13 protein-coding genes are annotated in these 13,916 nt (G+C 63.1%); 3 read left to right on the top strand and 10 right to left on the bottom strand.

Annotated elements, in window-relative coordinates:
• Positions 1 to 46: 46 nt before the first annotated feature.
• Genes htpG through tfpB form a run of 3 tightly spaced genes read left to right on the top strand, consistent with a single transcriptional unit; the run spans position 47 to position 4,249 of the window.
• Positions 47 to 1,954 (top strand): molecular chaperone HtpG, encoded by a 1,908-nt coding sequence (gene htpG, locus M52SOB_RS05565; RefSeq protein ID WP_131110956.1) that lies wholly within the window; start codon positions 47 to 49, stop codon positions 1,952 to 1,954.
• Positions 1,951 to 2,517, top strand: coding sequence for a DNA-deoxyinosine glycosylase (locus M52SOB_RS05570; RefSeq protein WP_284155220.1), 567 nt, complete (start codon positions 1,951 to 1,953; stop codon positions 2,515 to 2,517). Before htpG ends, M52SOB_RS05570 begins: the two co-directional genes overlap by 4 nt.
• The gene (gene tfpB / locus M52SOB_RS05575) at positions 2,447 to 4,249 is read left to right on the top strand and encodes a type IV pilus assembly ATPase TfpB (RefSeq protein WP_131110957.1); all 1,803 of its coding nucleotides are present in this window, start codon (positions 2,447 to 2,449) and stop codon (positions 4,247 to 4,249) included. The genes M52SOB_RS05570 and tfpB overlap by 71 nt, the downstream gene beginning before the upstream one ends.
• Before the next feature lies 1 nt (position 4,250).
• Here tfpB and M52SOB_RS05580 read toward each other — a convergent pair whose 3' ends face one another.
• The 10 genes from M52SOB_RS05580 to ppk1 form a co-directional block, all read right to left on the bottom strand.
• Complete coding sequence (locus M52SOB_RS05580) at positions 4,251 to 4,679, bottom strand: DUF1841 family protein (RefSeq protein WP_131110958.1); 429 nt, start codon at positions 4,677 to 4,679, stop codon at positions 4,251 to 4,253.
• Complete coding sequence (gene nth, locus M52SOB_RS05585) at positions 4,657 to 5,304, bottom strand: endonuclease III (RefSeq protein WP_131110959.1); 648 nt, start codon at positions 5,302 to 5,304, stop codon at positions 4,657 to 4,659. The genes M52SOB_RS05580 and nth overlap by 23 nt, the downstream gene beginning before the upstream one ends.
• Before the next feature lie 8 nt (positions 5,305 to 5,312).
• On the bottom strand, positions 5,313 to 6,395 hold the full coding sequence (locus M52SOB_RS05590; protein ID WP_131110960.1) for a type IV pilus assembly protein FimV: 1,083 nt from the start codon (positions 6,393 to 6,395) through the stop codon (positions 5,313 to 5,315).
• Between the two features lie 183 nt (positions 6,396 to 6,578).
• The gene (locus M52SOB_RS05595; RefSeq protein WP_131110961.1) at positions 6,579 to 7,259 is read right to left on the bottom strand and encodes an electron transport complex subunit E; all 681 of its coding nucleotides are present in this window, start codon (positions 7,257 to 7,259) and stop codon (positions 6,579 to 6,581) included.
• Entirely contained in the window at positions 7,256 to 7,969 is a 714-nt protein-coding gene (gene rsxG / locus M52SOB_RS05600) for an electron transport complex subunit RsxG (protein WP_131110962.1), read from the bottom strand. The genes M52SOB_RS05595 and rsxG overlap by 4 nt, the downstream gene beginning before the upstream one ends.
• Positions 7,966 to 8,982 (bottom strand): RnfABCDGE type electron transport complex subunit D, encoded by a 1,017-nt coding sequence (locus M52SOB_RS05605; RefSeq protein ID WP_131110963.1) that lies wholly within the window; start codon positions 8,980 to 8,982, stop codon positions 7,966 to 7,968. The genes rsxG and M52SOB_RS05605 overlap by 4 nt, the downstream gene beginning before the upstream one ends.
• The gene (gene rsxC, locus M52SOB_RS05610; protein WP_131110964.1) at positions 8,982 to 10,487 is read right to left on the bottom strand and encodes an electron transport complex subunit RsxC; all 1,506 of its coding nucleotides are present in this window, start codon (positions 10,485 to 10,487) and stop codon (positions 8,982 to 8,984) included. Before rsxC ends, M52SOB_RS05605 begins: the two co-directional genes overlap by 1 nt.
• Positions 10,480 to 11,049, bottom strand: coding sequence for an electron transport complex subunit RsxB (gene rsxB, locus M52SOB_RS05615; protein ID WP_131110965.1), 570 nt, complete (start codon positions 11,047 to 11,049; stop codon positions 10,480 to 10,482). The genes rsxC and rsxB overlap by 8 nt, the downstream gene beginning before the upstream one ends.
• Entirely contained in the window at positions 11,050 to 11,634 is a 585-nt protein-coding gene (gene rsxA / locus M52SOB_RS05620) for an electron transport complex subunit RsxA (protein ID WP_131110966.1), read from the bottom strand.
• A gap of 107 nt (positions 11,635 to 11,741) precedes the next feature.
• Positions 11,742 to 13,826, bottom strand: a complete 2,085-nt coding sequence (ppk1, locus tag M52SOB_RS05625; RefSeq protein ID WP_284155221.1) for a polyphosphate kinase 1 — start codon at positions 13,824 to 13,826, stop codon at positions 11,742 to 11,744.
• Positions 13,827 to 13,916 lie beyond the last annotated feature (90 nt).

Consider the following 13,916-nt stretch of genomic DNA (forward strand, 5'->3'; position numbering starts at 1 on the left):
CCTGGCTCGGCCTTCATTTGATTGTGGTCTTTTTGGAGGAACCACGATGAGTACCGCGACAGCAGACAAGGAGACCCTGGGTTTTCAGGCCGAGGTGAAGCAGCTACTCCACCTGATGATCCATTCCCTCTACAGCAACCGCGAGATCTTCCTGCGCGAGCTGATCTCGAACGCTGCGGACGCCTGTGACAAGCTGCGCTTCGAGGCGCTGCACAATGCCGCCCTGCTCGAAGGGGGCGGCGACTTCGAAATCCGCGTCGATTACGACCGGCAAGCGCGCACGATCACCGTCAGCGACAACGGCATCGGCATGAACCGTGACGAGGTGATCGCCAATCTCGGCACCATCGCCAAGTCCGGCACGCGCGAATTCTTTGCCAGCCTCACCGGCGACCAGCAGAAGGACGCCCATCTGATTGGCCAGTTCGGCGTCGGCTTCTACTCCTCGTTCATCGTCGCCGACAAGGTGACGGTGAGGACGCGCCGGGCCGGCGAGAAGCCCGATCAGGGCGTCGAATGGGTCTCCGACGGCGGCGGCGAGTTCGCCGTGAGCATGATCAAGCGGCCCGCGCGCGGCACCGAGATCACGCTGCATCTGCGCGAGGGGCAGGACGATCTGCTTTCCGCCTGGAAGTTGAAATCGATCATCCACAAGTATTCCGACCACATCGTGCAGCCGATCAAGATGCGGAAGGAAGAGTGGAAGGATGGCAAAGAAGTCAAACTCGACGAGTGGGAGACGGTGAATCAGGCCTCCGCGCTGTGGGCCAAGCCGAAGAACGAGATCTCGGAAGACGATTACAAGGCTTTCTACAAGCACGTCGCCCATGATTACGACGATCCGCTCGCTTGGGTGCATGCCAAGGTCGAAGGCAAGCAGGAATACACGCAGCTCCTTTACATTCCATCGCATGCGCCGTTCGATCTGTGGGACCGCCACGCGCGGCATGGCATCAAGCTCTATGTGCGGCGCGTGTTCATCATGGACGATGCCGAGCAGCTGATGCCGCTGTATCTGCGCTTCGTGCGCGGCGTGGTCGATTCGGCCGATCTGCCCCTGAACGTCTCGCGCGAGATCCTGCAGGAATCGAAGGACATCGAGACGATCCGCAAAGGCTGCACCGCGAAGGTGTTGGGCCTCTTGGCCGATCTCGCCGAGAACGACAAGGAGAAATACGCCAAATTCTGGAGCGAGTTCGGCAAGGTGCTGAAAGAGGGTGTCGGTGAGGATTTCGCCAACAAGGAGAAGATCGCGAAACTCCTGCGCTTCGCCTCGACGCACACCGATACTGCCGATGAGACGGTATCGCTGGCCGACTACGTGGCGCGCATGAAGGACGGTCAGGAGAAGATCTACTATGTGACGGCCGAGAGCTTCAATGCGGCGAAGAACAGCCCGCATCTGGAAATCTTCCGCAAGAAAGGCATCGAGGTGCTGCTGCTCTCCGACCGTGTCGATGAATGGGTGGTCTCGCATCTGACCGAATTCGACGGCAAACCGCTCGTCTCGGTGGCCAAGGGTGGTCTCGACCTCGGCAAGCTCGAGGACGAAGCCGAGAAGCAGGAGCACGAGAAGGAAGCTGGCGATTTCAAGGAGCTGACCGACAAGATCGCCAAGTCGCTGGGCGAGCGTGTCAAGGAGGTGCGTGTGACACATCGGCTCACCGACAGCCCGGCCTGTCTGGTGGCGGACGAACACGACCTGTCGGGCAATCTTGCGCGCATCCTGAAAGCCGCCGGCCAGAAGGCGCCGACCGGCAAGCCGATCCTCGAGATCAACCCCAAGCACCCGGTCGTGCTGCGCCTCAAAACCGAGGAGCAGAAATTCGACGACTGGGCGGCCGTGCTGTTCGATCAGGCGCTCCTGGCCGAAGGCGGCCAGCTCGATGATCCGGCGACTTTCGTCAGGCGCATCAACGACCTGATGCTGTCGATGAGCCTTGCCAGTAAGTGACGATCTTGCGGGGGCTGCCCCCGATCTGTGACGAACGAGCCGAGGTGTTGATCCTCGGCTCGTTTCCTTCCGCAGCCTCGCTGGCCGCGCAGCAGTATTACGCCCACCGCCAGAACCAGTTCTGGAAAATCCTCGGCGCAGTGCTCGATCTGCCGCTCTTGACGATGGACTATGCCGCAAAGCAGGCGGCGGTCAAGGAGGCCGGCATCGCCATCTGGGACGTCTATGCCTCGTGCGAGCGTGTCGGTAGTCTCGATGCCGCGATCAAAAACGGCGTTGCCAACGATTTCGACCATCTCGTCGCGACGGCGCCGCGGCTGCGGCGCGTCTGTTTCAACGGTCGCACGGCGGGGCGCTTCGCGCCGCAACTCGCGGCGCTCGGGCTAACAGCGCTGATCCTTCCCTCCACCAGTCCGGCCAATGCGAGCTGGAGTTATGCCGAAAAGCTCGAAGCCTGGCGTCGCGCCATCGAGGACGGTATAGTCGCGTTTCATGAACAGCGCCGCCGCCAACGGGGAACACCGCCTCACTCTGCAGGAAGTCATCGACGCCTTGATCGATGATGGCAAGGTGCCGCGTGAGGAGGCCGAGCGTTTCCGCCGTGAGCGCCGTTTCTATCGCGGTTCGACTCATCCGCTCACGGTGATCGCCGAACAGCGCTGGAAGTCGCCTAAGCCGCCCTATCGCCTGCTCGATCTCGAGACACTGACCGAATGGCTTGCCGGCTGGGTCGGCCTGCCGTATTACCACATCGATCCGCTGAAGGTGAATCTCGCCGCGGTCACCGATGTGATGAGTTCCGCCTACGCGAGCCGCTTTCGCATCCTGCCGGTCGAGGTGCGCGCGAACGAGGTGGTGATCGCCACCGCCGAACCATTCATTCGCAGTTGGGAGGCGGAGCTCGAGCCGATCCTGAAAAAAGACATCCGGCTGGTGGTCGCCAACCCGCAAGACATCGAGCGCTACCAGGTCGAGTTCTACAACCTGGCGAAGTCGGTGAAGGGCGCGCTCGCACGCGGCGACGTGGCGCGCACCGGCATTTCCAATTTCGAGCAGCTCGTCGAGTTGGGGCGCGGCAAGACCACGCTCGATGCCAATGACCAGCACATCGTGCTGATCGTCGACTGGCTGTGGCAATACGCCTTCGAACAGCGCGCTTCCGACATCCACATCGAGCCACGGCGGGAAATGGGCATCGTGCGTTTCCGCATCGACGGCGTGCTGCATCAGGTCTATCAGATCCCGATGCCGGTGCTGAATGCGATGACCAGCCGTATCAAGATTCTCGGCAGGATGGACGTGGTCGAAAAGCGCCGCCCGCAGGATGGCCGCATCAAGACGCGCTCGCCCGACGGCGAGGAAATCGAGCTCAGATTATCGACGCTGCCGACCGCGTTCGGCGAGAAGCTGGTGATGCGCATCTTCGACCCCGAGGTGCTGGTGCGCGACCTCGCCGATTTGGGTTTTTCCAGCGAGGATGCCGCGCGCTGGCGGGAGATGACCGCCAAACCCAACGGCATCATCCTCGTCACCGGTCCGACCGGCTCGGGCAAGACGACGACGCTGTATTCGACGCTCAAGCAGCTGGCGACACCGGAAGTCAATGTCTGCACGCTGGAAGACCCGATCGAGATGATCGAGCCGGCCTTCAACCAGGTGCAGGTGCAACCCGAGCTCGGCGTCACCTTCGCCGCCGGCATCCGCGCGCTGATGCGTCAGGACCCGGACATCATCATGGTGGGTGAGATCCGCGACCTCGAGACCGCCGACATGGCCGTGCAGGCGGCGCTCACCGGGCATTTGGTGCTGTCGACGCTGCACACCAATGATGCGCCGACGGCCATTACGCGTCTGCTCGATCTCGGTGTGCCGCCCTATCTGCTGCAATCGACGGTGATCGGCGTGATGGCGCAGCGCCTGGTGCGCACGCTCTGCCCGCACTGCAAGCGCGCCGCAGCGCTCGACAAGGATGACGAAGTTCTCTGGCAGGGGCTGGTCTCCCCGTGGAAAGCGAAGCAGCCGGCCCAGCTCCATCAACCGGTCGGCTGTCTCGAATGCCGCATGACCGGTTATCTCGGCCGCATCGGCCTCTACGAGATCATGCCGATGAGCCAGGAGATCAAGGGGCTGATCGGCAGCCATACCGATCTCGCCGCCTTGCGCGAACGCGCGATCAAGGCGGGCATGCAGCCATTGCGGATCGCCGGCGCGCGCAAGGTGGCGGCGGGTCTCACGACGATCGCCGAAGTGCTGAAGGTGGCGCCACCGCTGCAGGATCAGCTACCGGCGCAGTGATTTACCCTGCCTTGCGGCGGATGCAGTCGAGATAGGCTGCGCCGTCGGGCGGCCGACGCTCCCGCTGCGCGCGCCAAATCGTCTCGCCGAGACAATCGAGGATGTCATGCAGTGCGTCGTGCGCATTGCCGTGGCGCGAGCGCCGACTTTCGAACAGCGCGCGGATGCCCGGTGGCTGGTCGATGGACAATTGTTCGGCGATCGCCAGATGCAAAGAGAGATGCAGGAAAGGATTCATCGCGCCGTCTTCGGGTGTCCACTCGCGTGTCAGCGCGTCGGGCGCCGTGAGCAGCGCATGGTATTCCGGGTGCATGGCGACGATGTCGGCGGCGATCGTTTCCAGCGCCGAGGCGGGAATGCCCTCGCAGCGCTTGCGCCAGGCATCGATGAGGAATTGCCTTGCCTGGTCACGCGTGGGGTTGAAGAGCATTTTTTTCCCGGTAATCGCACAGATCACGGATCACGCAGCGCCAGCATTCGGGCTTGCGCGCCTTGCAGACATAGCGGCCGTGCAGGATCAGCCAGTGGTGCGCGTGCTGGCGATATTCGGCCGGCACGACTTTGAGCAGCTTCTTCTCCACGGCGGCGACATCCTTGCCTGGCGCGAGGCCGGTACGGTTGGCGACGCGGAAGATGTGGGTATCGACGGCGATGGTCGGTTCATGGAAGACGACGTTGAGCACGACATTGGCCGTCTTGCGGCCGACGCCGGGCAGCGCTTCGAGTGCAGCCCGGTCATGCGGCACTTCGCCGCCATGCCGTTCGAGAATCAGTCGCGTGGCGGCAATGATATTTTTTGCCTTGGTGCGGTAAAGGCCGATGGTCTTGATGTAGTCGGCGAGCCTTTCCTCGCCGAGGGCGAGGAGCGCCTGTGGTGTCGGGGCGTCACGGAACAAGGCGCGCGTGGCGAGATTGACGCTCTTGTCGGTGGCCTGGGCCGAGAGGATCACCGCAACCAAGAGCTGGAACGGCGTGGCGTATTCGAGCTCGGTTTTCGGTTCTGGATCGAGCGCCGCGAGGCGACGGAACAATTCAGTGCGCTGCACTGGCTTCATGCGCCAGGTCAAAAGCCGATGCGAGGCCCCGAGTTAGCCATCCTGCGCCGTAGCCAGAGCGACATCAACAGGGCACCCAATGCTCCTCCAGCAATGACTGCAATGACCAGTTCGACGAGTGCGGATTGTGACAAGGCTTCCTGTGCCTGACGCAGCCGCTCCTTTTCCATCTCGAGCCCGCGCATGCGATCTTCCATGAGCTGTAACCGTTCCTGCAGCCCTTTGTACGCCAACTCCGCCTGGGCGAGCCGGGCGGTCAATTCCTCCTGAGCCGCGAACGAGCTTTCGGCCTTGCCGGCGAGTTCGGCCTCCTGTGCCGTGGCCGCCTGGGGCTTTTCCCCCGCCCCCGAAGCGATCACCAACCGATCGGATTGTGGCGCGGCTGGGGCTGGTGGGGCGGCAGGGGGGGGTGCGGGCACGGCTGCCTGATTTTTGGCGGGCGGGCTTGTTTGCGGCAAGGTGGCTTTCTTTTTGCTGTTGGCCGGGCGATAAGGTCCGGTGCGGCGCTTCGGCAGATTTTCCGGGTAATTGAGGGAGGACGGATCGACGGGCAAGACTTCGTCGTCCGCGAGCGCGAGATCGGGATTTGCGCTTTTCATCAGACGCTTGAACTTCGCTCGCGCCTTGGGCTGTAACGGATAGCGCTGGCGGGCGAGTTGGTCGAGCGTCAGACCGTGGGGTAGGGAAGCGCTTTTTACGGTATCCGTGCGCGGCGGGCTGGTGATCGGTGACGATGAGGTCACGGGTAGCGCAACCGTTGCTGGCAGGAGTTCTCGTGGCGGGCTGGCCAGTAGCGTGTATCGTCGTTCGATTTGTGTGCCACAGCTCGTTCTCAGCCGGAACTCGACGACCGGTTCACGTATCGTGCCACCCATGACGACGAGATAGGTCTTGCCATCGGCCGATTTCCGCAGATCGAGGCGGGCGCGCCGCGGAAAGAAACTGCTGTCGCCTTCCTCGCCGAGGGGTTTGATTTCGAAGCATTCCAGGCTGTCGCGTTCCGGATTGATGAGCTCGATTTCGACGGACAGGGGCGTACCGATTACTGCTTCGCCCTGAGCGGCGCCGAATCCGGTAGCCTGGCTCGACATTGGCAGCAGTACGCCGGCTACGAACAGAGCAAAAGTCGTGAAAGTCGTTTTGACGCGCAAAGACAGTCCATTGCGGAATGGGCAGTGTGGGAGACCGGGGGGTGGCATGTTCGTCCTCGGTATTCGAAGGTCAGATCAATCTAGCATAAATACGCTGCTTTGCTGCCATTCGATGGTATCGAGTCATGGTGCTGTTTGCAGGATTTGCTGGGCGCGCAGCCTTGCCTTCGCGCGTTCGTTGGCGCGATGGTCGAGCCAGTTGCGCGCGGCGATCATCAAACCCAGCACGAAGAAGGCGCCTGGCGGCAGGATGGCGATCAGGAAGCCGGGGTAGTCCTCTGGAAGTATTTGCAGGGCATGGGCGCCCGGAATGATCATTTCGATGCCGGAGAGCAGCGTGCCCTGACCGACGAATTCGCGGATCGCGCCCAAGAGGCCGATGACCCAGACGAACCCCACCCCCATCACCGCGCCATCGAGGGCGGCCAGACCCGCGGAATTTTTCGCGGCGAATGCCTCGACGCGCGCCAGCACGATGCAGTTGGTGACGATCAGCGGGATGAAGATGCCGAGTACCAGATAGAGATCATGCAGATAGGCGTTGAACAGCAGATCCACCACCGTCACCAGCGAAGCGATGACGAGAATGAACACCGGGATGCGGATCTCATAGGGAATGAAACCACGCAGCATGGCAACGGCGAAGTTCGCTAGCCCCATGACGAGGATCGTCGCCAGGCCGAGGCTGACTGCATTCACCATCGAGCTACTGACGGCGAGCAGCGGGCACAGTCCCAGCAGCTGCGCCAGGATGGCGTTCTGCTTCCATAGACCGTTGTGGGTGATCTCGCGATAGACGCTCATGGTCCATTCTCCTGGTAAGTCGAGCCGGCAGGCAGGGTGTAGAGCCGCTCGCCATGCGCCAGCGCCCAGGCGAGTGCCCGTGCCGTGGCATGGGTGACGGCGCGCGCCGAAATCGTCGCGCCAGCGCGCTGGTCGAACACGCCACCATCCTTCTTGACACGCCATTTGGCCGCCGGCGGGTCCGTAAGACTGCGGCCGGCGAATTGGCTGATCCATGGCTGAGCCTTGTTCTTGTCTTTCTTCGGGTCGATGTAGTCACCAAGTCCTGGTGTTTCCTTATGTTGTGTCACTCGCACCGCGGCGAGCCGTCCATCCGCGCGCACGGCGAGGATCAGGCCGATGCGCCCGGAATAGCCATCCAAGGCGGCGGCTTCGAACACCAGAGCCGCCGGCTCGCCCTGTTTGCGCGCGCGGTAGAGTCGGGTGACTTCGGTCGTGCCCAGTTCGGCGATCGGGGGTAGTTCTAGGGCATCGGCAAGTAAATCGTTGTCGTAGTCTTCCGGCGGCAGGACTTCGGCGATCAGCCGGCGTTTGGCGTCGGCCGCGGTGGCCTGCAGGACCGGCTGGGTGAGCTGGTAGACGCCGGCCATCAGGGTGGTGAACACCACCGTGAAGGCGAGCATGATCGCCGCCGTGCGCAACGCGATACGCGGAGCGCTGGCGGGCGGGGGGGCTGACGGCGCGGTAGCAGGGGCAGCGGTTTCGTTCATCTGTCTGACTTCCTGCGGTGGCCGAAGACTTTTGGCTGGGTGAGCATGTCGATCAGCGGGACGAACAGGTTCATCAGGACGATGGCAAAAGCCATCCCGTCGGGATAGGCGCCGAAGCTGCGGATGATCCAGGTCAGCAGTGCGGCGCCGGCGGCGAAGATGATCTTGCCGAGCGGTGTGGTGCTGCCGGAGACCGGGTCGGTGGCGATGAAGAAGGCGCCGAGCATCGCGCCGCCGGTGAACAGGTGGAAATTGGCACCGACGAAGCGGTCCGGATTGGCGATGTTGAAAGCCGTGGCGACCAGAGCGAGGGTCACGGCGAAGGCGACCGGCACGTGCCAGGTGATGATGCGCTGCTGCAGCAGCCACAGACCGCCGATCAGGTAACCGGCGGCCACCCATTCCCAACCGCGGCCGCCGATGTTGCCGAAGGTGGCATGAGAACCGAGGATGCCGGCGATGGTGGCGCGCTGTTCGGGATCGCGCAGGATGGTGCGCAGGGCATCGAGCGGTGTGGCCATCACGATCGCATCGAGCTGGCGGTCACTGGCGAAGATTGCCCGTAGCATCGGCTCGAAGGTGTTCATTTCGGCGCGTGGCCATTGCGACATCAGCTGCGGATAGGCGACGATCATCGCGCAGAAGGCGACCATCGCCGGATTGAAGGGATTCTGGCCGAGACCGCCATAGAGATGTTTGGTGACGACGATGGCGATCAGCACGCCGGTGACCGTCAGCCACCATGGCACGATCGGCGGAAAGGTCAACGCCACCAGCCAGGCGGTGACCAGTGCGCTGCCGTCGGTGACGAACAGCAACACTGGCTTGCCGCGCAGCTTGAGCATCAGCGCTTCGGCGGTCAGCGCGGTCAGCGAGGCCAGCAGAATCTGCACCAGGATTGCCGGGCCAAAAAACCAGACGTAGGCGACGATGCCCGGGATGAGCGCGGCGAGCACCTTGAGCATCACGATGCGCACGCTGACCGGTTGGGCGATGTGGGGGGCGTAGGCCATCAGGCTTCGTCCTTTCCTTCGGGATGCGCGCGGCTTTGCGCAGCGGCGATCACCGCAGCGGCGCCTTCCTGGGCGAGCTTGGCTTTGGTCTCGGCAGCCTTGGCTGCGAGCCGCGCGGCTTTCTCGGCCTTTTCGCGTTCCTCGCGGTACTTGCGGAATTCGTAGCGCTCGCGGGCCCGGTCGGCGGCGGCCTTTTCGCGTTCGCGGGCCCGGATCTCCGATTTTGCGAAACGGTAGTAGTCGACCAGCGGAATGTGCGCCGGACAAACATAGGCGCAGCAGCCGCATTCGATGCAATCGAACAAATGGTATTCCTGCGTCTTGCCGAAATTCTTCGACCGGGCGTACCAGTAGAGTTCGTGCGGCTGCAGCAACATCGGACAGGCGCGCGTGCAGGCGCCGCAGCGGATGCAGGGCATCTCGGGCGGCGGCGGCGGGAACAGTGTCGGGCTCATCGCCAGCAGGCAGTTGGTTGCCTTGACCACCGGCAGCGAAGTATCCGGCAGCACGAAGCCCATCATCGGCCCGCCCATGACGATGCGATCGGTGTCCGGTTTGGGTTCGCCAAGAGCGAGCAACGCATCGATCGGCGTGCCGATCAGCGTCTCGACGTTGCCTGGCCAGGCGTAATTGCCGGCGAGGGTCACGATGCGACTGATCAGCGGTTCGTCGTGCAATACCGCGCGCGCCACGGCATGGGCAGTGCCGACGTTGAAGCATTGCACGCCGAAATCCGGACCCAGCTTGCCGTAGGGGATTTCGATGCCGGTCAGCACGTGGATCAACTGCTTCTCGCCGCCTGCAGGGTAACGCGTCGGCACTGTAACCACCTGCATCTCGGGATGGCCCGCGGTCTGGAGCGCGGTACGCATCGCCGCCGCGGCGTCGGGCTTGTTGTCCTCGATGCCGAACAGCACGCGTTTCGCACCCATCAGGTGGCGGATGATCGCCGCGCCGGCGACGATCATCGGTGCGCGTTCGCGCATCAGCCGGTCGTCACAGGTGATCCACGGTTCGCATTCGGCGCCGTTGATCACCAAGGTGTCGATGCGCGCGTTCATCTTGACGTGGCTGGGAAACACCGCGCCGCCTAGACCGACGATGCCGGCTTCGCGGATACGGCTGCGCACCGTTTCGGGATCAGCCGAATAAGCGTCGAGCGGCACGCGTTCACGCCAGGCATCGGCGCCGTCCGCCTCGATGATCGCGCAGGGCGCCGCCAGCGCCGAAGGGTGCGGTAGGGTGCGTGCTTCGATGGCGATCACCGTGCCGGAGGTCGGCGCATGCACGCAGGTGCCGAACGGACCTTCGGCGCTGCCGATACATTGGCCTTTGAGCACGCGCTCACCAGCCTTGACACGGATGTCGACGCCTCCGGTGGCGCTTTGGCGGAATGGCACGACCAGGAGAGGCGGCAATGGCGCCTGCCGGATCGGCGTGCCTGCCGATTCTTCCTTGTGCGAATCCGGCTTGATACCGCCGGGGAAACCGAACAGTTCAAGCATGGTGGATCACCGTCTTGACCGGCTGCATGCGATACACCGGATATTTCCACTTCCAGGTCTCGAGGGTTTCCGGCAGCGGCTGCATGTGGATGCAATTGACCGGGCAGGGCGGCACGCACAGCTCGCAGCCGGTGCATTGGGAGGCGATCACCGTGTGCATCTGCTTGGCGGCGCCGACGATCGCATCGACCGGGCAGGCCTGGATGCACAGCGTGCAACCGATGCACAGGTTTTCGTCGATGACCGCGACGCTCTTCGGTTTTTCGATGCCGTGCTCGGCCGACAGCGGCTTGAACTCGCGGCCCAGGAGGTCGGCGAGCTTCCTGATGCCCTCTTCGCCGCCCGGCGGGCACTGGTTGATGTCTGCCTCGCCCTTGGCGATGGCTTCGGCGTAGGGCTTGCAGCCGGGATAACCGCATTGGCCGCATTGCGTCTGCGGCAGGATCGCGTCGATCTTCTCGACCAGCGGATCGCCCTCGACCTTGAAGCGCACCGCAGCGAAACCGAGTGCCGCGCCGAGCACGACGGCCCCCAATGCCATGACCAGGATCGCTGCAAGCATTTACTTGTATTTGTCCAGTCCAGCGAAACCCATGAAGGCCAGGCTCATGATCCCGGCGGTGATCATCGCGATCGCCGTGCCGCGTAAATGCACCGGCACGTCTGCCCCTTCGAGACGTTCGCGCAGGCCGGCGAAGATCACCAGCGCCAGCGAAAAACCGAGCGCGGAGCCGAAACCGAACAGCAGCGATTCGACGAGGTTGTGCTTCAGCCCGATGTTGAGCAGCGGGATACCCAGCACCGCGCAGTTGGTGGTGATCAGCGGCAGGTAAATGCCGAGCACCTGGTGCAGCAAAGGGCTCGTCTTCTGGATCACCAGCTCGGTGAGCTGCACGATCGCCGCGATGGTGACGATGAAGGACAGGGTGCGCAGATAGAGCAGGTCATTGGGCGCCAGCAGCCAGCGGTCGATCACATAACTGGTGCCGCAGGCGAGCGTCAGCACGAAGGTGGTGGCGGCGCCCATGCCAAGGGCGGTTTCCAGTTTCTTCGACACCCCCATGAACGGGCACAGGCCGAGGATGCGCACGAAGACGACGTTGTTGACGAGAACCGCGCCGAGGATGATGAAAAGATAGCTGGTCATGATGTCGGATGTCCGCCGCGCGCACCGTGGCACGACGGCAGCCGCGGATTATCGCGCGTCGGCGGGCGGACAACAACCCTGCGGCCGGAACAGGAATCCAGGCCAGATCATTCTTCGGCCATCTCGCCGAGCAGCAGTTCCTGCGCGCAGGTGCGCACGCGTCGGGAGGGGCGGATGCGGTAAACACCGTCGCTGTCCATGTCCCAGGCCTGGCAATTGTCGGCCAGGTAGGCGCGCAGGCCTTCGCGGATCACGCGCCGTTTGAGCTTCGGATCGAGCACCGGGAAACAGACCTCGATGCGGCGGAAGAAATTCCGCTCCATCCAGTCGGCGCTGCCCAGATAGACCCGCTCGGCGCCGTCGGCATGGAAATAGAAAATACGGTGGTGTTCGAGGAAGCGACCGATCACCGAGCGCACGCGGATGTTTTCGGACAATCCCGGCACGCCCGGGCGCAGGCAGCAGACGCCGCGCACGATCAGATCGATCTTCACCCCGGCCTGGCTCGCGGCATAGAGCGCCTCGATGATCTGCGGTTCGAGCAGCGCGTTCATCTTGGCGATGATCTGTGTCTTGCGCCCCGCCTTGGCGATCTTCGTTTCTTCCCGGATCGCATCCAGCATGTTGTCGTGCAGCGTGAAAGGCGCCTGCCAGAGGTGCTTGAGCTCGACCGCCTTGCCCAGTCCGGTGAGCTGTTTGAAGATTTCGTTGACGTCGGCGGTGATCTCGTCGTGACAGGTCAGCAGGCCGAAATCGGTATAAAACCGCGTCGTGCGCGGGTGGTAATTGCCGGTGCCCAAATGCACGTAGCGGCGATAACCTTGTTCCTCACGGCGCAACACCAGCATCATCTTGGCATGCGTCTTGTAGCCGAACACGCCATAGACGACATGGGCGCCGACCTCTTCGAGCCGTGCCGCGATCGACAGATTCGCCTCCTCGTCGAATCGTGCCATCAGCTCGACGACGACGGTGACTTCCTTGCCCTTCTGGGCGGCGCGCAGCAGGTGCTCCATCAACACCGAATCGGTGCCGGTGCGATAGACCGTCATCTTGATCGCCACAACCTGCGGATCGTCGGCCGCCTGTTTGAGGAATTCGATCACCGGCGTAAACGACTGGTAGGGATGATGCAGCAGGATGTCACCTTTGCGGATCGCGGCGAACATGTCCTCGCGGCCGGAGAGCTGCCTGGGCAGGCCCGGCTGGAAGGGCTTGAATTTCAGATCGGGACGGTCGACGCGGTCCGGCACCGAAATCAGCCGCACCAGATTGACGATGCCATGCACCTGATACAGATCGTCGCGGCCGAGGCCGAACTGCTGGAGCAGGAAGTCGACCATCGCCGGTGAGCAGTTGTCCGGCACTTCGAGCCGCACCGCATCGCCGAAGTGGCGCTGCGGCAGTTCGCCCTGCAGCGCGGTGCGCAGGTTCTTGACTTCTTCTTCGTCGACGAACAGATCGGAGTTGCGCGTGACGCGAAACTGGTAACAGCCGAGCACGTTCATGCCGGCGAACAGTTCGCCGACATAGCGGTGCATCACCGACGAGAGAAAAATGAAGCCGTAGTCGATGCCGGTGAGCTCGCGTGGCAGTTGGATCACGCGCGGCAGTGCGCGCGGTGCCTGGACGATCGCGGCGCCGCCGGCGCGGCCGAAGGCATCGGTGCCTTCGAGCTCGACGGCGAAGTTGAGGCTCTTGTTCAGTACGCGCGGGAAGGGGTGCGCCGGGTCCAGCCCGATCGGCGTCAGCACCGGCATCACCTCGCGCCGGAAATAATCATGGATCCAGGCTTCCTGCGCCTCGTTCCATTCCGAACGCCTGAAGAAGCAGATGCCTTCCTTGCGCAATGCCGGCAGGATCACCTGATTGAGCAGGGCATACTGTTCCTCGATCAGGCGATGCGCTTCACGCGTGACGAGCCGGAACACCTCCTGCGCCGTGCGCCGGTCGGCGCCGGTGATGCTGCTCTTGAGTTTGATTTGTTCCTTGATGCCGGCGACGCGGATTTCGAAAAACTCGTCGAGATTGGACGAGACGATGCACAGGAAGCGCAGGCGTTCGAGGAGCGGCACGCGCGCGTCCGCCGCCTGGGCCAGGACGCGGCGGTTGAAGGCGAGCAGCGACAATTCGCGGTTGAGGAAATGTTCTGCCGGGAATTCGGGCGGCAGGGCTTGGGGCGTGATCATCATGATGGCAGGAGCGGCTTTTTGTTGCCGCAAGTATGACACGGCGCTGTGCCGTTCCGCCAGCGCCGATTTTCGGCTGCTAGAATCGACGCA

This window comes from Sulfuricystis thermophila (genome assembly GCF_004323595.1).
Classification (GTDB): Bacteria; Pseudomonadota; Gammaproteobacteria; order Burkholderiales; family Rhodocyclaceae; genus Sulfuricystis; species Sulfuricystis thermophila.

Bases quoted from the DNA above. Each gene is read 5' to 3' on its own strand.
- htpG (WP_131110956.1), top strand. From the start codon at position 47: ATGAGTACCGCGACAGCAGACAAGGAGACCCTGGGTTTTCAGGCCGAG.
- tfpB (WP_131110957.1), top strand. From the start codon at position 2,447: ATGAACAGCGCCGCCGCCAACGGGGAACACCGCCTCACTCTGCAGGAA.
- M52SOB_RS05580 (WP_131110958.1), bottom strand. From the start codon at position 4,679: ATGCTCTTCAACCCCACGCGTGACCAGGCAAGGCAATTCCTCATCGAT.
- nth (WP_131110959.1), bottom strand. From the start codon at position 5,304: ATGAAGCCAGTGCAGCGCACTGAATTGTTCCGTCGCCTCGCGGCGCTC.
- M52SOB_RS05590 (WP_131110960.1), bottom strand. From the start codon at position 6,395: ATGTCGAGCCAGGCTACCGGATTCGGCGCCGCTCAGGGCGAAGCAGTA.
- M52SOB_RS05595 (WP_131110961.1), bottom strand. From the start codon at position 7,259: ATGAGCGTCTATCGCGAGATCACCCACAACGGTCTATGGAAGCAGAAC.
- rsxG (WP_131110962.1), bottom strand. From the start codon at position 7,969: ATGAACGAAACCGCTGCCCCTGCTACCGCGCCGTCAGCCCCCCCGCCC.
- M52SOB_RS05605 (WP_131110963.1), bottom strand. From the start codon at position 8,982: ATGGCCTACGCCCCCCACATCGCCCAACCGGTCAGCGTGCGCATCGTG.
- rsxC (WP_131110964.1), bottom strand. From the start codon at position 10,487: ATGCTTGAACTGTTCGGTTTCCCCGGCGGTATCAAGCCGGATTCGCAC.
- rsxB (WP_131110965.1), bottom strand. From the start codon at position 11,049: ATGCTTGCAGCGATCCTGGTCATGGCATTGGGGGCCGTCGTGCTCGGC.
- rsxA (WP_131110966.1), bottom strand. From the start codon at position 11,634: ATGACCAGCTATCTTTTCATCATCCTCGGCGCGGTTCTCGTCAACAAC.
- ppk1 (WP_284155221.1), bottom strand. From the start codon at position 13,826: ATGATGATCACGCCCCAAGCCCTGCCGCCCGAATTCCCGGCAGAACAT.